The sequence below is a fragment of the Thermanaerothrix sp. genome (assembly GCF_056331585.1).
The window spans coordinates 44094-58706 of record NZ_JBWGPQ010000016.1 but is presented as its reverse complement, the minus strand read 5'-3'; the positions used below and the strand labels follow the sequence as shown (position 1 = coordinate 58706).

Annotated in this window: 11 protein-coding genes; 4 read left to right on the top strand and 7 right to left on the bottom strand. The window is 51.1% G+C overall.

The genetic code is table 11. The features are described from left to right. Positions 1-173 precede the first annotated feature (173 nt). A complete protein-coding gene (locus tag AC01YT_RS07560; protein WP_476674179.1) occupies positions 174-908 on the top strand; it encodes a hypothetical protein in 735 nt (244 codons plus the stop codon). Here AC01YT_RS07560 and AC01YT_RS07555 read toward each other — a convergent pair. Then, positions 866-2134, bottom strand: a complete 1269-nt coding sequence (locus tag AC01YT_RS07555) for a hypothetical protein (protein WP_476674177.1) — start codon at positions 2132-2134, stop codon at positions 866-868. The genes AC01YT_RS07560 and AC01YT_RS07555 overlap by 43 nt on opposite strands. Before the next feature lie 71 nt (positions 2135-2205). Here AC01YT_RS07555 and AC01YT_RS07550 point away from each other — a divergent pair, with 71 nt between their 5' ends. Next, the gene (locus AC01YT_RS07550; RefSeq protein ID WP_476674175.1) at positions 2206-3057 is read left to right on the top strand and encodes a DegV family protein; all 852 of its coding nucleotides are present in this window, start codon (positions 2206-2208) and stop codon (positions 3055-3057) included. A 45-nt stretch (positions 3058-3102) separates the two neighbouring features. On the opposite strand, the gene AC01YT_RS07545 is transcribed toward AC01YT_RS07550, so the two are convergent. Then, on the bottom strand, positions 3103-4281 hold the full coding sequence (locus tag AC01YT_RS07545; RefSeq protein ID WP_476674173.1) for an aminotransferase class I/II-fold pyridoxal phosphate-dependent enzyme: 1179 nt from the start codon (positions 4279-4281) through the stop codon (positions 3103-3105). 202 nt (positions 4282-4483) lie between these two features. Here AC01YT_RS07545 and AC01YT_RS07540 point away from each other — a divergent pair, with 202 nt between their 5' ends. Together AC01YT_RS07540 and AC01YT_RS07535 are read left to right on the top strand one after the other, a co-directional pair. Next, a complete protein-coding gene (locus AC01YT_RS07540; protein ID WP_476674171.1) occupies positions 4484-5383 on the top strand; it encodes an ROK family protein in 900 nt (299 codons plus the stop codon). A gap of 33 nt (positions 5384-5416) precedes the next feature. After that, on the top strand, positions 5417-6418 hold the full coding sequence (locus AC01YT_RS07535; protein ID WP_476674169.1) for a hypothetical protein: 1002 nt from the start codon (positions 5417-5419) through the stop codon (positions 6416-6418). Positions 6419-6455: 37 nt separating this feature from the next. On the opposite strand, the gene AC01YT_RS07530 is transcribed toward AC01YT_RS07535, so the two are convergent. The 5 genes from AC01YT_RS07530 to AC01YT_RS07510 form a co-directional block, all read right to left on the bottom strand. Next, complete coding sequence (locus AC01YT_RS07530; RefSeq protein ID WP_476674167.1) at positions 6456-9257, bottom strand: bifunctional transaldolase/phosoglucose isomerase; 2802 nt, start codon at positions 9255-9257, stop codon at positions 6456-6458. Positions 9258-9278: 21 nt separating this feature from the next. Continuing rightward, on the bottom strand, positions 9279-9734 hold the full coding sequence (rpiB, locus tag AC01YT_RS07525) for a ribose 5-phosphate isomerase B (RefSeq protein WP_476674165.1): 456 nt from the start codon (positions 9732-9734) through the stop codon (positions 9279-9281). Between the two features lie 15 nt (positions 9735-9749). Further along, complete coding sequence (gene tkt, locus AC01YT_RS07520; RefSeq protein ID WP_476674163.1) at positions 9750-11765, bottom strand: transketolase; 2016 nt, start codon at positions 11763-11765, stop codon at positions 9750-9752. A gap of 138 nt (positions 11766-11903) precedes the next feature. Beyond that, positions 11904-14336: a heavy metal translocating P-type ATPase gene (locus AC01YT_RS07515; RefSeq protein ID WP_476674161.1), complete on the bottom strand. Its 2433-nt coding sequence runs from the start codon at positions 14334-14336 to the stop codon at positions 11904-11906. Positions 14337-14399: 63 nt separating this feature from the next. Further along, the gene (locus AC01YT_RS07510; protein ID WP_476674159.1) at positions 14400-14609 is read right to left on the bottom strand and encodes a heavy-metal-associated domain-containing protein; all 210 of its coding nucleotides are present in this window, start codon (positions 14607-14609) and stop codon (positions 14400-14402) included. Between the last annotated feature and the right edge of the window lie 4 nt (positions 14610-14613).

Genomic DNA, 14613 nt, shown 5'->3' with positions numbered 1-14613 from the left:
GTGCATGAGGAGCCTCCTACCGATAAGGTTTATAGCAAACCAAGTTGATCGGTTTCAAAGCTCCTTTTTATTTGGGTGTCCTAACTCATGTCCGAACTTCAACTAACCGCTTGACGAAATAGAACATATATTCTATAATTATAGAAAACAGGATCACTTGGAGGTGAGTAAAGATGACCCTCTTGACTCACACAATTAACACTTGGTTCGAAAGCCTTCCCACCGTATTTCACCGCCACCGCGGGATTCTCTTTGGGGTATTGCTGTTGGTGGCGCTGATAGGTTTTGAACTATTTAACTACAGTACCACTTATGTGGCGTTGCATGATCTCTTAGGTGACCTTTCTTTTGGGCCACTTTCCTGGGCAATGATCCTCGCCGCTGCTTTCTGCAGCATTGACTTCGCCGGCATCGCCCGTTTGTTCCTCCCAGATGACGACGTTGCTCAGAATCGGGGTATTTGGTTCCTCTTCGGTGCTTGGCTACTGGCGGCAACCATGAATGCCGTTCTAACTTGGTGGAGCGTTTCACTGGCTCTTGTTGAACATACTCCCCGTGCCAGTGCATTCATTAACGCTGACCTCCTAATCCAGGTGGTTCCACTGTTTATTGCCATCTTGGTTTGGGTAACCCGGATCCTCCTCATTGGCACGCTCACTCTCGCTGGTCAGCGTCTATTTTCAAGTCAACCGTCATTCCCCAAGCCAATACATCCCCAGGTTGGCTCTCGTGCGCATGAGCGCATGCCCAATGCAAACACTCAACGCGCTGCGGTACCAATAACCTCAAGCGCACCTGTCCGATATACACCCCCGATTCAGGCCACTCCGTCACGTCGCGAACCCGTTTATGTGGATGAAGATGCTCAGGTTGAGCCTACTTCCTCAACTGATGCTCGTTTTCTGTGATTTCGGCGAGCCAGCACAGCCTCCAAAGCCTGGTTTACCTCGGGAAAGACCTGCGCCCCTTGCTCCACCAAGGCTTGAATTTTAGCGGGCTGGCGTGAGATACCCCACGCGTGAAGATCAACCCAACAACCCAACTTGCTTAGAAATTGGGTTGATCGCCGGCTTGCCTGGATGCCAATCGGCGAATCCTCAAAAACATGCACCGTTAAACCAGAAGGTAACTGCGGAAACCGCGAGCGATATTTATCTACCAGCAACTCCAGATAACGATTAGTGCCCCAGGACGGCTTGGCATAAACTTGGTACGCCCATAATAGCCCTATTAACGCATCACCACTTAGAGCCGCTATGATAGCCGCCAGGGCCTGGAAGGGTGAGGGCTTAAGCAATTGCTCCGCGTGGATTTCCAAATGCTCAGCAATGTAGGTCAGCGCACCATGGCCAACCACCGGTATCCTGTCCAGTTCGATTAATCCCACCGCGATTTCAGCCTCAGGACTATAACCCACTTGGCGGTTTTGGGAAGGTAAAGGAGAGCGAGAGGGTCGCGCAGTAATTATAGCACCCCGACCATTACCTCTCTGCAATATCTCAGCCAGAAGATCCCTCTCCACTAACGGACGATCCCAAGTTGCCAGGTAGGAATGCGTCATAAAAGGCGCTGCCATCTGATATGTGGACTCAAAAATCTCACTTCCTAAGACGCGTACCTGAAAATCTCGATTAGGGAGATGCCGTAAAATATCGCGGGTAGACGAGAACAACGTATCCAATAACGGGTGTCGGGATAAGCGCGGAAATCTCTCTTTCATCCACTCTTCTTCTCTTTTCAACCCCAACCCTTCGACTAATGGATAACCTGAAACCCGTTGATTGCCCAATTCCTTAAAAGCCCAATTGTATCTAGGCCGAGGTACTTCATTACGAGAGGCTTGGCTCATCACAGATATAGCCTGATTCAAATCTTCAGGAAGCATGATCTCAGGATGATTATTCCACCAGGACTCAATAATTAACGCCAATGAAAAAGGGATCATGTCCCATTCACTTGTAACGCCCTGCGCTTCTAATAACGCAATGTCCTCTTCATTTGGCGCAATATCATGCGTTATTCCCATGCGGCTAGCCCAATCATTGATCGTATCTCTCAAAGCACGGCGGTAGCCTCCGGGTTGAATCAAAACCCCATCCAGGTCAAAAAGATATATAGATAATTCCTTGTTCATCACAACTCTCCTCAAACCATTTCCAACATAGACTATAATTAGCCCGAAATCCTCAGGGAGGGTGTTTTTGTATGGTGGATATTGTAACCGACAGTTGTGCTGATCTGAGCCCCGAATTAATTTCTAGGTTTAATATCCGGGTGCTTCCCCTGCAAGTCTTTATAGATAACCGTACCATACCTGATGGCTCCATTTCTCCCCAAGAACTCTTTGATCTTGTATCAAAAACCGGAGAACTCCCAAAGACCTCTGCCCCTTCGATTAAGGAATTTTTGGAATTTTTTGAGCCCGCAGATGAGATTATTTATATTGGGATTTCCTCAAAACTCTCAGCGACACTACCCAATGGGATATTAGCCGCCCATCAACTACCTCAAAAACGTATTCACATAATTGACTCCAAAAATCTTTCAACCGGTATTGGGCTACTGGTTCTCAAAGCGGCGGAACTGCGCGATCAGGGCTGGGCAGCCGAAGATATAGTCCGAGAGATTCTGGCTACAGTGCCTCGCGTGCATACCTCCTTTATCATAGAGACCATGGAATACCTCTACAAAGGTGGACGCTGTACAGCCTTGCAGGCCATTGTCGGCAGTGTATTGAAGATTCGCCCCATTATCGAGGTACGCCCTGATGGCACCCTTGGCGTCAAAGCCAAAATCCGCGGAACGCGTCGAAAAGCCTTAGATTCCATGCTCGAAGATTTTCGCTCTCACCTACCTCACCTAGATCCCCATCGCGTGTTTATCACCCATACCGGATGTGATGAGGATGCCAATTACCTGGCCAAGTCAGTTCAGTCTATGGCCCCAATTGAAGAAATCTGTATCACCCAAGCCGGAGCGACCATTTCCAGCCATTGTGGCCCCGATACTATAGGCATTCTTTTCATTGCCGACCCTCACTTAACAATTGAGGCGTAGGAAGCCCCTACGCCTCCTTATCGTTTGTGTCAATTGGGCAACTACTCAAATTAACCCAACCATTTTTCCCACTCTGTAGAAAATTTCTAAAACACGGTCCAATTGCTCATCCGTGTGTGTCGCCATATAACTGGTGCGCAATAACTGCATTCCTGGTGGAACCGCCGGACTGATGACCGGATTGACAAAGACACCATTTTCAAATAGCAAGCGCCACGTGAGAAACGTTTTTTCATCATCCCCAATAATAATAGGAACGATTGGGGATTGAGAATTACCGACATTAAATCCCATTTCGCGGAAAGCATTCCGCATGCGTTCACCGATTTTATTGACTCGCTCAATCCGCTCGGGCTCTTCACGCATAATGCGTAAGGCCGTTAAGGCCGCTATCGCATTAGAGGCCGGAATGCTGGCGCTAAATATGAGTGCGCGCGCATGGTGCTTGACATAGTGGATGACCTGCTCATCACCCGCCACAAAGCCCCCCAATGAAGCAAAGGATTTACTGAACGTAGACATGATCAAATCCACCTCTTCGGTGACTCCAAAGTGTGCAGCTGTGCCACGCCCGCCGCCCAAGACTCCCATGCCATGGGCATCATCCACCATAACTCGCGCACCATACTTGCGTGCAACTACCACAATATCCGGCAAGGGGGCTAAGTCTCCTCCCATGCTGAATAAGCCGTCCACTACGATTAATTTACCGCTTTCTTCGGGAATGGAGCGAAGAACGCGCTCTAAATGCTCAACATCATTATGGCGAAAGCGTTCAATTTTCCCAAATCCCAAACGCGCGCCATCAACGATACTGGCATGGTCATCTTTATCCAGAATCACCACATCATTGCGGCCAACCAAAGCGCTGATTGTGCCCAGGTTGGTTTGCATACCGGTAGAAAATACCAATGCGGCTTCTTTTCCCACCCAATCGGCTAACTCACGCTCAAGTTGTTCATGCAATGCCAGGGTGCCGTTGAGAAAACGCGATCCAGTGCAACTGGTGCCAAACCGTTCAATCGCCTCACATGCTGCTTTTTTCACCCGCGGGTCAGTAGTTAACCCCAGATAATTATTTGACCCACACATGATCAGACGTTTACCTTCAAAGACGACTTCCGTCCCCTCATTTTCCGTCATTGGGATGAAATAAGGATAAATCCCCTGCTCAATGGCTTGCTTCGCAATCGTAAAGTCGTAACATTTGGCGAAAATATCCATGGATCCCTCACGCTTTCTGCTTTGATTTTTATGATAAGATTGAAACAGCCCTGCCCTGAAAGGTAACCCGAATGCTCTCGTGCCTGGCTGGACAAGAGCTCCCCGCTATTATACCAATAGTCCAACCTTTGGGGTTTATTCCTCCTCTCCATCCTTTACGGCAGGCAATTCTCTCATCCAACCTTTTTAGATGAGGTGATCTATGCCCCTTTTCGGTGGTATCGAAGCCGGTGGCACCAAATTCATTTGTGCAGTAGGTTCCGGCCCCGACGAACTCTTAGCACAAGCGCGTTTCCCCACCACAACCCCCGAAGAAACGCTCAACCGCGCTGCGGAATTCTTTAACCAATTTATGATTCAAACCCAAACCCGTCTCCATGGCATCGGAATCGCCAGCTTTGGCCCCCTAGACCTTGATCCCCGCTCACCCACGTATGGATTTATTACCTCCACGCCTAAACCTGGCTGGCAAAATGTCGCCATCCGGGATGTACTCCATGCTCGTACCGGATGTCCGGTGGTCATTGATACCGACGTAAACGGCGCCGCATTGGCCGAAGGTATCTGGGGAAGCGCTACAGGACTTTCAGATTACGTTTATATTACCATTGGTACTGGAATTGGGGGTGGTCTGATCGTTCAGGGACGCCCGTTTCACGGCCTATTACACCCTGAAATGGGACACATGCCCCTCCCTCACGATTTAACGAAAGATCCCTTTCCCGGCATTTGCCCCTTTCACGGCGATTGCTTTGAGGGTTTGGCCAGCGGCCCAGCCCTGCAAGCGCGCTTGGGACAAAATCCAGAAACCTTGCCCTCTGATCATCCCATATGGGGTCTGGAAGTAAACTATATTGCTTTGGCTTTACAAACCATTATTTGTGTTGTTTCTCCTCAACGGATAATCTTGGGGGGTGGGGTTATGCAGCAAACCCACCTCTTCCCCCGGATCCGAGCCCTCACTCGCACTTTGTTAAATGGCTATATCCAGGCCAGGGCGCTCCTTGAAGAGACAGATTCTTACATCGTCGCCCCCAAATTGGGCAGTTTAACGGGCGTTTTAGGTGCGATTGCCTTGGCACAACAAGCAGCGGAAAACTAACCTTCCCAATCTGTGCTTCTCATCGAGGCGATAATGAATCAACCTGTACTCACCTTCTTTTGTGAACTTGAAAATAATCATCTACAAAAATTGTTTGAAACTTCTGAACTCATACCCGACCTGAAGACTCTAAACGCTCACGTCAGCCTTGGCATCCTCGACCTGAGTCCTGAGCGTGCGGAAATTGTCAGACGCTTAAACGGGGAAAATATTCCGGTTCATGCATGGCTCTTGCTTCCTAAAGATCAGGGGTATTGGTTTAATTTAGATAATGTTGACCAAGCCTACCAACGTTACGAGCAATTCCAGGCCTGGAGCCGGGAATACGATTTGCAATGGGAAGCCATTGGATTGGATATCGAACCCGATTACCGCGTCATCGAATATCTTCGACACGGTACGTGGTATGGGGCATGGTACCTCGCTCGGCAAGCCTTCAATCGTCAGCGAGGCACTTACGGGCGCCAAGCTTACCAACTGCTCCTTAACCGCATCCATCGTGATGGTTACCAAGTGGAATCGTATCAAATTCCCCTGATTGTTGATGAACGTCGTGCCCGCTCGTCGCTAATTCAACGCTTATTGGGGATCGTGAATTTGACTGTTGACCGTGAAGTCCTTATGCTTTATTCCAGTTTCGTTCGGCCTATGGGAGATGGTTATTTATGGAGTTATGCCTTTGACGCTCAAGCCATTGGGGTTGGAAGTACTGGTGGGGGAGTAGATTTAGAAGGTGTAGCCAATACAAGGCCCCTCAGTTGGGCAGAGTTACAACGTGATCTCTTACTGGCTTACCAACACACGGATTATATTTACATCTTCAGCCTTGAAGGCTGCGTGCACCAGGGGTTTCTTCCCTTGATTCGCGAGATGGACTGGCAGCAAAAGCCTGCGCTTCCGCTACGAGCCGCGGAAAAAATCGAGCACTGGCGGCGGTGGGGACGACGAGCCCTTTGGGGACTTTCGCACCCCTGGGTGTTTTTTATCGCAGTGTTTATTCTTCAGGCATTGCTTCCAAGAAGTCGCCGTAAATAGACCCGATCCTATGGGCTCTCCTCGTAATCGCTTTAACTCACAAGCTCATTAATCTCAATAAGATATTCTCAATGAGCGGGGTCTTAGAATGAAAATAGAGCACACGGCGTCCACGCGACTTTAGTGCCTCAAAGTCACCCATCGCCTGGGCACGCTCTAACGTCCCAAAGCGTAGTGATTGACTAGGAATGTCCAAATCAGTTTCGGGCTCACGTGTGATTTGAATAAATAGTCCCCGGTTCGGTCCACCTTTATGCAATTGTCCCGTTGAGTGCAAGAATCGCGGTCCAAAGCCCAGTGTTGTAGCACAGTGTGTCATTTCAAGGATTCTCCGCCGTAGAGCCTGTAATTGCTCAAGCGTCCGAGCATTACGGGGCAAGTAGGCATTGATTGCGATATAATCACCCGGCTCTGCTCGGGAGATCCATTGTTCGATTAACTCTGCTAGCTCCGAACCCCCTATCCCCGTGTCCTGAGAGGTAAAAACTGCAACACGCTCATCTTCCCAACATGGCGATTCGGAAGGCAACTTCCCTTGGTTTTGAAAAGCAGCCAGCAATGCTCGCGCGCGGATTTTACTATCTTCAACATCCGGTTGGTCAAAGGCGTTTATGCTTAAAATTGCACAGGCAATGGCGATCGCTACTTCCCACCGATACATTTCGGCACCAAGATCATATACATCCTCCAAGCGCAGAGTGATCACTGGATGGCCGGCGGCTAATAAAGCGCTTGCTCTTTCTTCTTTTGCCCCACTAAGGTTAAAATACACAAACAGCCGATCTTGGCCATAATCTTTAGGGTCTATCTCCGGCTCAAGATCCACCGGAATAATTCCCCGCCCTTCTTTGCCGCTCGATTCGGCCACCAATTGCTCCAACCACGCCCCTAAGGGCAATAATTCAGGATCGGCAAGGAAGGTCAGTTTATCCCGCCCTTGAGCGGCTGCCACACCCAACAGAACCCCTAACACCAAACCCGGATTGCGACCGGCGGGTTGGGTGGGTAAACATTGCGCGAACATGCGGTCAGCCCGGGATAATAGGGTCTCGATATTCATTCCCAACAAAGTTGCTGGAAACAAGCCAAACGCCGTCAACGCCGAATAGCGGCCCCCTACATGGGGATCGCCGTAAATAACTTCTCGAAAGCCACGCTCTTCGGCTAATTTGGCCAGTGGAGTCCCCGGGTCGGTAATGGCCACAAAACGATGTCCAGGGTTTGGTTCGCCTTGGGTTTTCACCCAGGTCCAGAAGTAGTCCATCAGAGCGTTGACCTCAACCGTTGTTCCAGACTTGCTGGAAACGATGAACAGAGTTTCTTTCCATTCAAGATCACGTACTACCGCAGAAATCTGATCAGGATCCGTACTATCGAGAACGGTAAGGCGCAAACCCGGCCATTGACCAAGTTGTCCTACCCCAAAAATCGAGGCAAACACCTCAGGGGCTAAGGATGATCCCCCCATTCCCAATAATATCGCTTGCCGATAGCCCTCTTGAGCGATTTGTTGCGCCAGGTTGAACCATGCAGAAACCAAAGGACGACTCTTTTGCGGGGCAATCAGCCAACCCAATCGTTGACGAATCTCGGCCTGCCCAGCAGCATTCTCAGTCCACAAACTGGCATCAGCCTCAAACAAGCGTTGGACGTAGCGCTCATGATCGGCCCGCTCAATTTGAGCCGGTAAGAGATGTGCCAATGGCCCTAATTCAGCAACCGCCACCGACCGCCGTTCTTCAATAGTCTTCAACAAAGCATCAAAGGCATCAGCAAACGCCTTCACCCCTTCTGCTTCAAGTTCTTGGGTGACGCGTGCCATGGAAATGCCCAAGCGCTCAAGTGCTGAAATGACCTCTTTCTCGGCATTGACATCTGCACTCAGAGTTAAGGTTGCTTTCCCATGATCAGCAAACGCGGCCAGGGTTTGAGGGGGTACCGTGTTGACCGTTTGAGGCCCAATCAAAGTTTCTACATAGAGCACATCGCTATACGCAGGATTTTTGGTGCTCGTCGAAGCCCACAGCGGGCGCTGCACTCGGGCACCATGTTGCGCAAGAGTATGGAATCGCTCACTCTTAAATGCTTCTAAGAATTGAGCATAAGCCAGACGCGCATTTGCAATAGCCGCCTTACCTAATAACGAACGAGCCTGTTCAGCACCGGGGCCCTCTTGTCGAATAATTTCTTCCAATAACCTATCAACCTTCGTATCCACACGCGAGACAAAGAACGAGGCTACTGAGGCGATGCGGTCAATCGGCAATCCGGCTTCCAAACGGTCTTCCAATCCGCTCAAATACGCGTCAATGACCTGCGCATAGCGCTCCAACGAGAAAATCAACGTCACATTGACGTTAATTCCTTCATATATCGCTCGACGAATAGCCGGCACCCCGGGCGCGGTGGCAGGGATCTTGATCATCAAGTTGGGTCGGGATACTATCGTCCAAAGGCGCTTTGCCTCTGCCACAGTACCTTCAGTATCATAGGCTAATGTTGGAGCAACTTCAAGACTGACATAGCCATCTTCGCCTTGGGTAGCCTCATAAACAGGCAGGAATAAGTCGGCCGCCTTCTGGATGTCTTCCACTGTCAGTTGATCATAAATTTGTAGCGCCGACCATCCCGCCCAAGCCATAGGCTGAATGGCGGAATCATAATCGTGAGAACGCGCAATCGCTTGATGAAAGATAGTCGGATTCGAGGTAACCCCTCGGATCAGCCCCTCAGCAATCATTCTGGCCAATTCACCGTTTTCCAGAAGCCGCCGCTGAATATTGTCATACCAGAGCGATTGACCCAACGCATGTAATTTTTGAATAGCCTCGTTGCCCATCTCTACCTCTCCCCAAACAACTTAACTGCGTTTTGCCTCATCCTCCAAGGCTTGCACCTTCTCAAAGCGACGTTGGTAGCGATCTTCACCCAAGAATTTGGCATTTAAAAAGGCGCGCACAATTTCCTTGGCTAACTCAGGACCAATAATCCGCCCACCTAGGCACAGCGTATTCATATTGTCATGTTCTACCCCTTGATGAGCAGAATAGGTATCATGGCAGACACCAGCATAGACGCCGCGCATTTTATTCGCCGCAATATTGACTCCAATGCCCGAAGCGCAGATCAGAATGGCTCTTTCTACCTCCCCGCGTTGAAGCGCCCGACCTGCTTTTTCTGCAAAATCCGGATAGTCCACCCGTTCCTCGCTGAAAACCCCAAAATCCACCACCTCATGCCCCAAGGAACGCACAGCCTCGATGACATGCGCTTTGAGAGGAAAACCTCCATGATCACATGCAATGGCTACACGCATTTTAGCCTCCCTTTCCTATTCGCCAACTCCCAACAACCCATGGGCTTCACGCACAATTTCGCTTACCGTCAAGCCAAACTGCTCATAGATTATTTTGTACGGCGCCGATGCCCCAAAACGGTTGATCCCCAGGATTCGTCCTTTGCTCCCTACCCAGCGCTCCCAACCCAAAGGGCGGGCCGCCTCCACGGCCAAGCGCCGCTCAACGGAGGGCGGCAACACCTCATCCTGATATCCTCGTTCCTGCGCTTCAAACAACTCCCAACTCGGGAAGGACACCAAGCGGACATTATAGCCCTCTGCCGCCAGTGCATATCCCGCTTCAACAATAAGGCTTACTTCCGAGCCGCTCGCCATGAGAATGATCTGCGGGCGCCCGCCCCCCAGATCAGCCAACACATACGCCCCACGGCGCAACCCACTGGCCGGGGCGAATACCGAACGATCCAACACCGGAATGGCCTGCCGACTCAATACCAATGCCGTTGGCCTATCCCGACGCTCAATCGCTACCCTCCACGCTTCGCGCACCTCGTTGGCATCGGCAGGGCGAATGACAACCAGATTGGGGATCACCCGCAGAGAGGGTAACTGTTCAATGGGTTGATGAGTCGGCCCATCTTCACCCAAACCGATCGAATCGTGGGTAAAGATCCAGATGCTCCCGAGGTGTGAAAGGGCCGAAAGGCGGATCGCCGGTCGCATATAATCCGAAAAGACCAGGAAGGTCGCACCGAACGGGATAATACCCCGATAGTAGGCCATTCCATTGACCACCGCCCCCATACCATGCTCACGTACCCCAAAATGGAGATAGCGCCCCAGCGGATTATCCGCCTGAAAGGCCGTGGTGCAGTTCATCCAGGTGTTGTTCGAAGGCGTCAGGTCAGCCGATCCGCCCATCAATTCCGGCAGCCGTGTGGCCAGGACATTCAAGACTTTCCCCGAAGCTGCCCGTGTCGCCATCCCTTTCGGATCTGGAGCAAACTCCGGCAAGTCTTTGTCCCAATCGGTTGGTAAACGCCCCTGCATGCGCCGCTCAAACTCAGCCGCCAGGTCTGGATACGCCTGACGATAGGCTTCAAACTGCTCTTGCCACGCCTTTTCGGCCATTTCTCCTTGTTCCACAGCTTGCCGGTAAAAGGTCAACACATCCTCGGGAATATAGAACATCGGCTCCAAGGGCCACCCCAGACGTTCTTTAGCACCACGTAATTCTTCTTCACCCGGCGGTTCTCCATGGGCTTTGGCCGTACCTTGGCGCGTGGGTAAGCCGTAACCAATTTGGGTGCGGCAGATAATCAACGAGGGCCGCGGATCGGCTTTCGCCTCACGGATGGCGGCATCAAGGGCAGCGACATTATTGCCATCTGCCACGTGTAACACCTGCCAGCCGTAGGCTTCAAATCGGCGCGCACGGTCTTCGGTAAAGGTCAGATCCGTTGAACCGTCAATCGAGATGCGGTTGTCATCATAAAGATAAATCAACTTGCCCAATCGCAGGTGACCTGCCAGCGATGCGGCTTCAGACGCTACTCCTTCCATCAAGTCCCCATCAGTGACCAGGGCGTAGATATAGTGATCCACAATGTTAAAACCAGGGCGGTTGAATTCCGCTGCCAGATGGGCTTCAGCAATCGCCATGCCTACCCCATTGGCAAAGCCCTGCCCTAAGGGACCGGTCGTCGTCTCTACGCCCGGGGTCAAGCCATATTCGGGATGACCTGGGGTCTTACTCCCCCACTGACGAAAGCGCTTGAGTTCTTCTAAAGGCAGATCGTAACCCGTCAAATGAAGCAAGGAATACAGCAAGGCACAACCGTGTCCACCCGAAAGGATAAAACGATCTCGATTCGGCCAATGGGGATTGCGCGGGTTATGCCTGAGGTGGCGCGTCCAGATAGTATAGGCAATCGCTGCAGCCCCCATCGGCAGACCCGGATGCCCTGAATTCGCGTTCTGCACTGCATCCGCCGAAAGAAAACGCAAGGCATTAATTGCACGTGATTCAAATTCAGGTGTGACAATCATGGGATGTGCTCCTTGAGATGATGGCAAGATAAGAGGCAACTCCTAATTGCCAAAATTCTACCATCAATCACACACCATCCTCGAAAAAAATAAAGGGCTTACACAACTGTGCAAGCCCATTCATTTTCATCTGTGTTTTCATATTAGGTGCACACGCCGCAATCGCAGGCTATTAGTCACCACAAAAACACTGCTGAATGCCATGGCCAAAGCCGCCAGGATCGGATTTAGATAGCCCATCGCCGCCGCGGGAATGAGAATCACATTGTAGAAAAAGGCCCAAAAGAGGTTTTGGCGAATCGTGAGCAGTGTTTTTCGTGAAAGTAGAATCGCCCGTGCTACGCCACGTAAATCACTCCCGATCAACGTGACCGGTGCCGTTGCCATGGCGATATCCGTGCCTGTGCCAATCGCAATCCCCACATCAGCCTGTGCCAAGGCAGGCGCGTCATTAATTCCATCCCCCACCATGGCCACAATATGCCCCTGTTGCTGTAACGATTTGACCGCATCGGCCTTGTGCTGTGGTAAAACCTCGGCGATAACTTCTTCGATACCCACCTGTGACGCAATTGCCAACGCTGTTGGACGCTGATCCCCCGTTAACATTATCACTCGCAACCCCAGATCGCGCAGCGCACGCACACCCTCGTAAGCCCCTTCTTGTAGGGTATCGGCAATCCCAATTACACCGCTGAGAACGCCATCCACGGCGATCAATACAGGCGTTTGCGCCTCCGCCTTAATCTTTTCCACAACCGACTCGAGCCCATTAAGAGAAAGCCCGCGCCGCTGAAACATTCCCGGACTTCCTATCATTACCCGGTAACCTTGGATTTCCGCTTCGACACCTTGCCCAATATCTGCCGTAAAACCAGCTGGATTTTCCAGTCGCAGACCTCGCGCATTCGCTTCGGCCACAATGGCTTCACCCAATGGGTGACCACTGACCTGTTCCACGCTGGCTGCTAATTGAAGGAGACGGTTTTCATCTTTACCCAGAGGGCTTTCTGGAGCAAGATAAATTTGGGTTACCTGAGGTTGCCCTCGGGTTAGCGTTCCCGTCTTATCCAGAACGACCACATCAACCTGCCCGGCCCGCTCCAAGGCTTCGCTGTTGCGAAATAATATGCCCAGTTCTGCCCCTTTGCCAGTCCCTACCATGACCGCTGTAGGTGTCGCCAATCCCAGAGCACATGGGCAGGCAATCACCAATACCGCCACCATGTGGATCAAAGCGCGTGCAAATGTTGCATTTGGATCACCTGGAATGGGCACAAAGAAATACCAGATGCCAAATGTTATCACTGCGATCAAGATAACGAGAGGGACAAATACCGCCGCGATACGATCTGCCAAACGCTGGATGGGGGCTTTACTCGCTTGGGCTTCTTGCACCAAACGCACAATTTGGGCCAGAACGGTATCTTTTCCAATCCGTGTAGCCTCAAATCGCAAGAAACCTTGTTTATTGAGCGTCCCTCCAATCACATTGTCCCCCGGTTTTTTTACCACTGGTAAAGACTCCCCCGTCAACATAGATTCATCTACCGTTGAATGTCCTTCGATAACCACGCCGTCCACCGGAATACGTTCACCTGGCCGCACCAGCACAATGTCGCCAATTTGAACCTCTTCAATAGGAATCTCGAGTTCATGTCCTTCCCGGAGGACACGCGCCGTCCGGGATTGCAATCCCATTAATTTGCGAATAGCTTCCCCGGTCAACCCACGGGCGCGGGCTTCCAAATACTTGCCCAGCCGCACCAAGGTGATAATCACAGCCGCGGTTTCGAAATACACATGTCCTTTGAGCCATCCCAATACTACTGCCACCGAATAGAGATAAGCCACCGAGGACCCCATTGCGATTAAGACGTCCATATTGGCAGCACCATTTCGCAGTGCTTTATACCCATTCCGATAATACTGCCAGCCCACATAAAATTGAACCGGGGTCGCCAGCGCCCATAGAAGCCAATCCAGTCTCGGAGAATGGACCCACGTCATCGGCAACATCCCCAAATCACGCCCCATGGCCAACAGGAAAAGGGGTAGAGTAAACACTACCCCTATAACCAGCAAACGCTTTTGGTGCGTAACTTCCCTTCGGCGGGCTTCAGCTTCAGCGTCCTGAAACTCCCCCGTACTTTCAACTACGTCGAAACCCACCTGACGAATGATGTGGCGAATTTCCTGCTGACTGATCAAGGTGGGTATATAACGGACAATCACCTGCCGTGCCGGGTAAAGCACATGAACTTCGCGCACCCCAACCAATTGTGCTAAGGTGCGTTCCATACGGCGGGCATCGTTATCATCGCTCAATCCTTCAATCGGCCATTGAACGTCTGCAGTCGCAACACCATAACCGGCCCGTTCCACGCGTGCGACCAAATCCTCCCATCGGGTTAGGGTCGGATCAAAGATCACAGTAGCGCGCTCTGAAGCGAGATTGACAGCTACGTGGTTTACTCCTTTTTCTTTTTTCAAATTGCGTTCGATGGTGGCGACACAATTGGCGCACGTCATTCCAGTGATGGGTAGCACCACCTGTTGTGTTTTTTCCATAACGGCCTCCAGTAAGCAACCTCAGGGCGTTTTTCGCGCCCCGAGGTTGTAAAGTCTCAACTCCTAAATCCTTTGGGGAGGATAGTTTATCTCCTCGAGCAGTTTGGCAATGCTCTCCGGGGATGCCGGAGCTTCGTACTTGACTCGAACCTTTTTGCTCGTCAAATCGGCCTCAACCCCTTGAACGCCATTCAATTCCTGCAATTCCATTTTGATGGTGTGAACACAGTGAGCACAGTGGATTGCCGGAACAAAGAATTCAACTTCTGCCATGAGA

Coding starts and splice junctions, on each gene's coding strand:
- AC01YT_RS07555 (WP_476674177.1), bottom strand. CDS start 2,134: ATGAACAAGGAATTATCTATATATCTTTTTGACCTGGATGGGGTTTTG.
- AC01YT_RS07540 (WP_476674171.1), top strand. CDS start 4,484: ATGCCCCTTTTCGGTGGTATCGAAGCCGGTGGCACCAAATTCATTTGT.
- AC01YT_RS07515 (WP_476674161.1), bottom strand. CDS start 14,336: ATGGAAAAAACACAACAGGTGGTGCTACCCATCACTGGAATGACGTGC.
- AC01YT_RS07510 (WP_476674159.1), bottom strand. CDS start 14,609: ATGGCAGAAGTTGAATTCTTTGTTCCGGCAATCCACTGTGCTCACTGT.
- AC01YT_RS07560 (WP_476674179.1), top strand. CDS start 174: ATGACCCTCTTGACTCACACAATTAACACTTGGTTCGAAAGCCTTCCC.
- AC01YT_RS07535 (WP_476674169.1), top strand. CDS start 5,417: ATGAATCAACCTGTACTCACCTTCTTTTGTGAACTTGAAAATAATCAT.
- tkt (WP_476674163.1), bottom strand. CDS start 11,765: ATGATTGTCACACCTGAATTTGAATCACGTGCAATTAATGCCTTGCGT.
- AC01YT_RS07530 (WP_476674167.1), bottom strand. CDS start 9,257: ATGGGCAACGAGGCTATTCAAAAATTACATGCGTTGGGTCAATCGCTC.
- AC01YT_RS07550 (WP_476674175.1), top strand. CDS start 2,206: ATGGTGGATATTGTAACCGACAGTTGTGCTGATCTGAGCCCCGAATTA.
- rpiB (WP_476674165.1), bottom strand. CDS start 9,734: ATGCGTGTAGCCATTGCATGTGATCATGGAGGTTTTCCTCTCAAAGCG.
- AC01YT_RS07545 (WP_476674173.1), bottom strand. CDS start 4,281: ATGGATATTTTCGCCAAATGTTACGACTTTACGATTGCGAAGCAAGCC.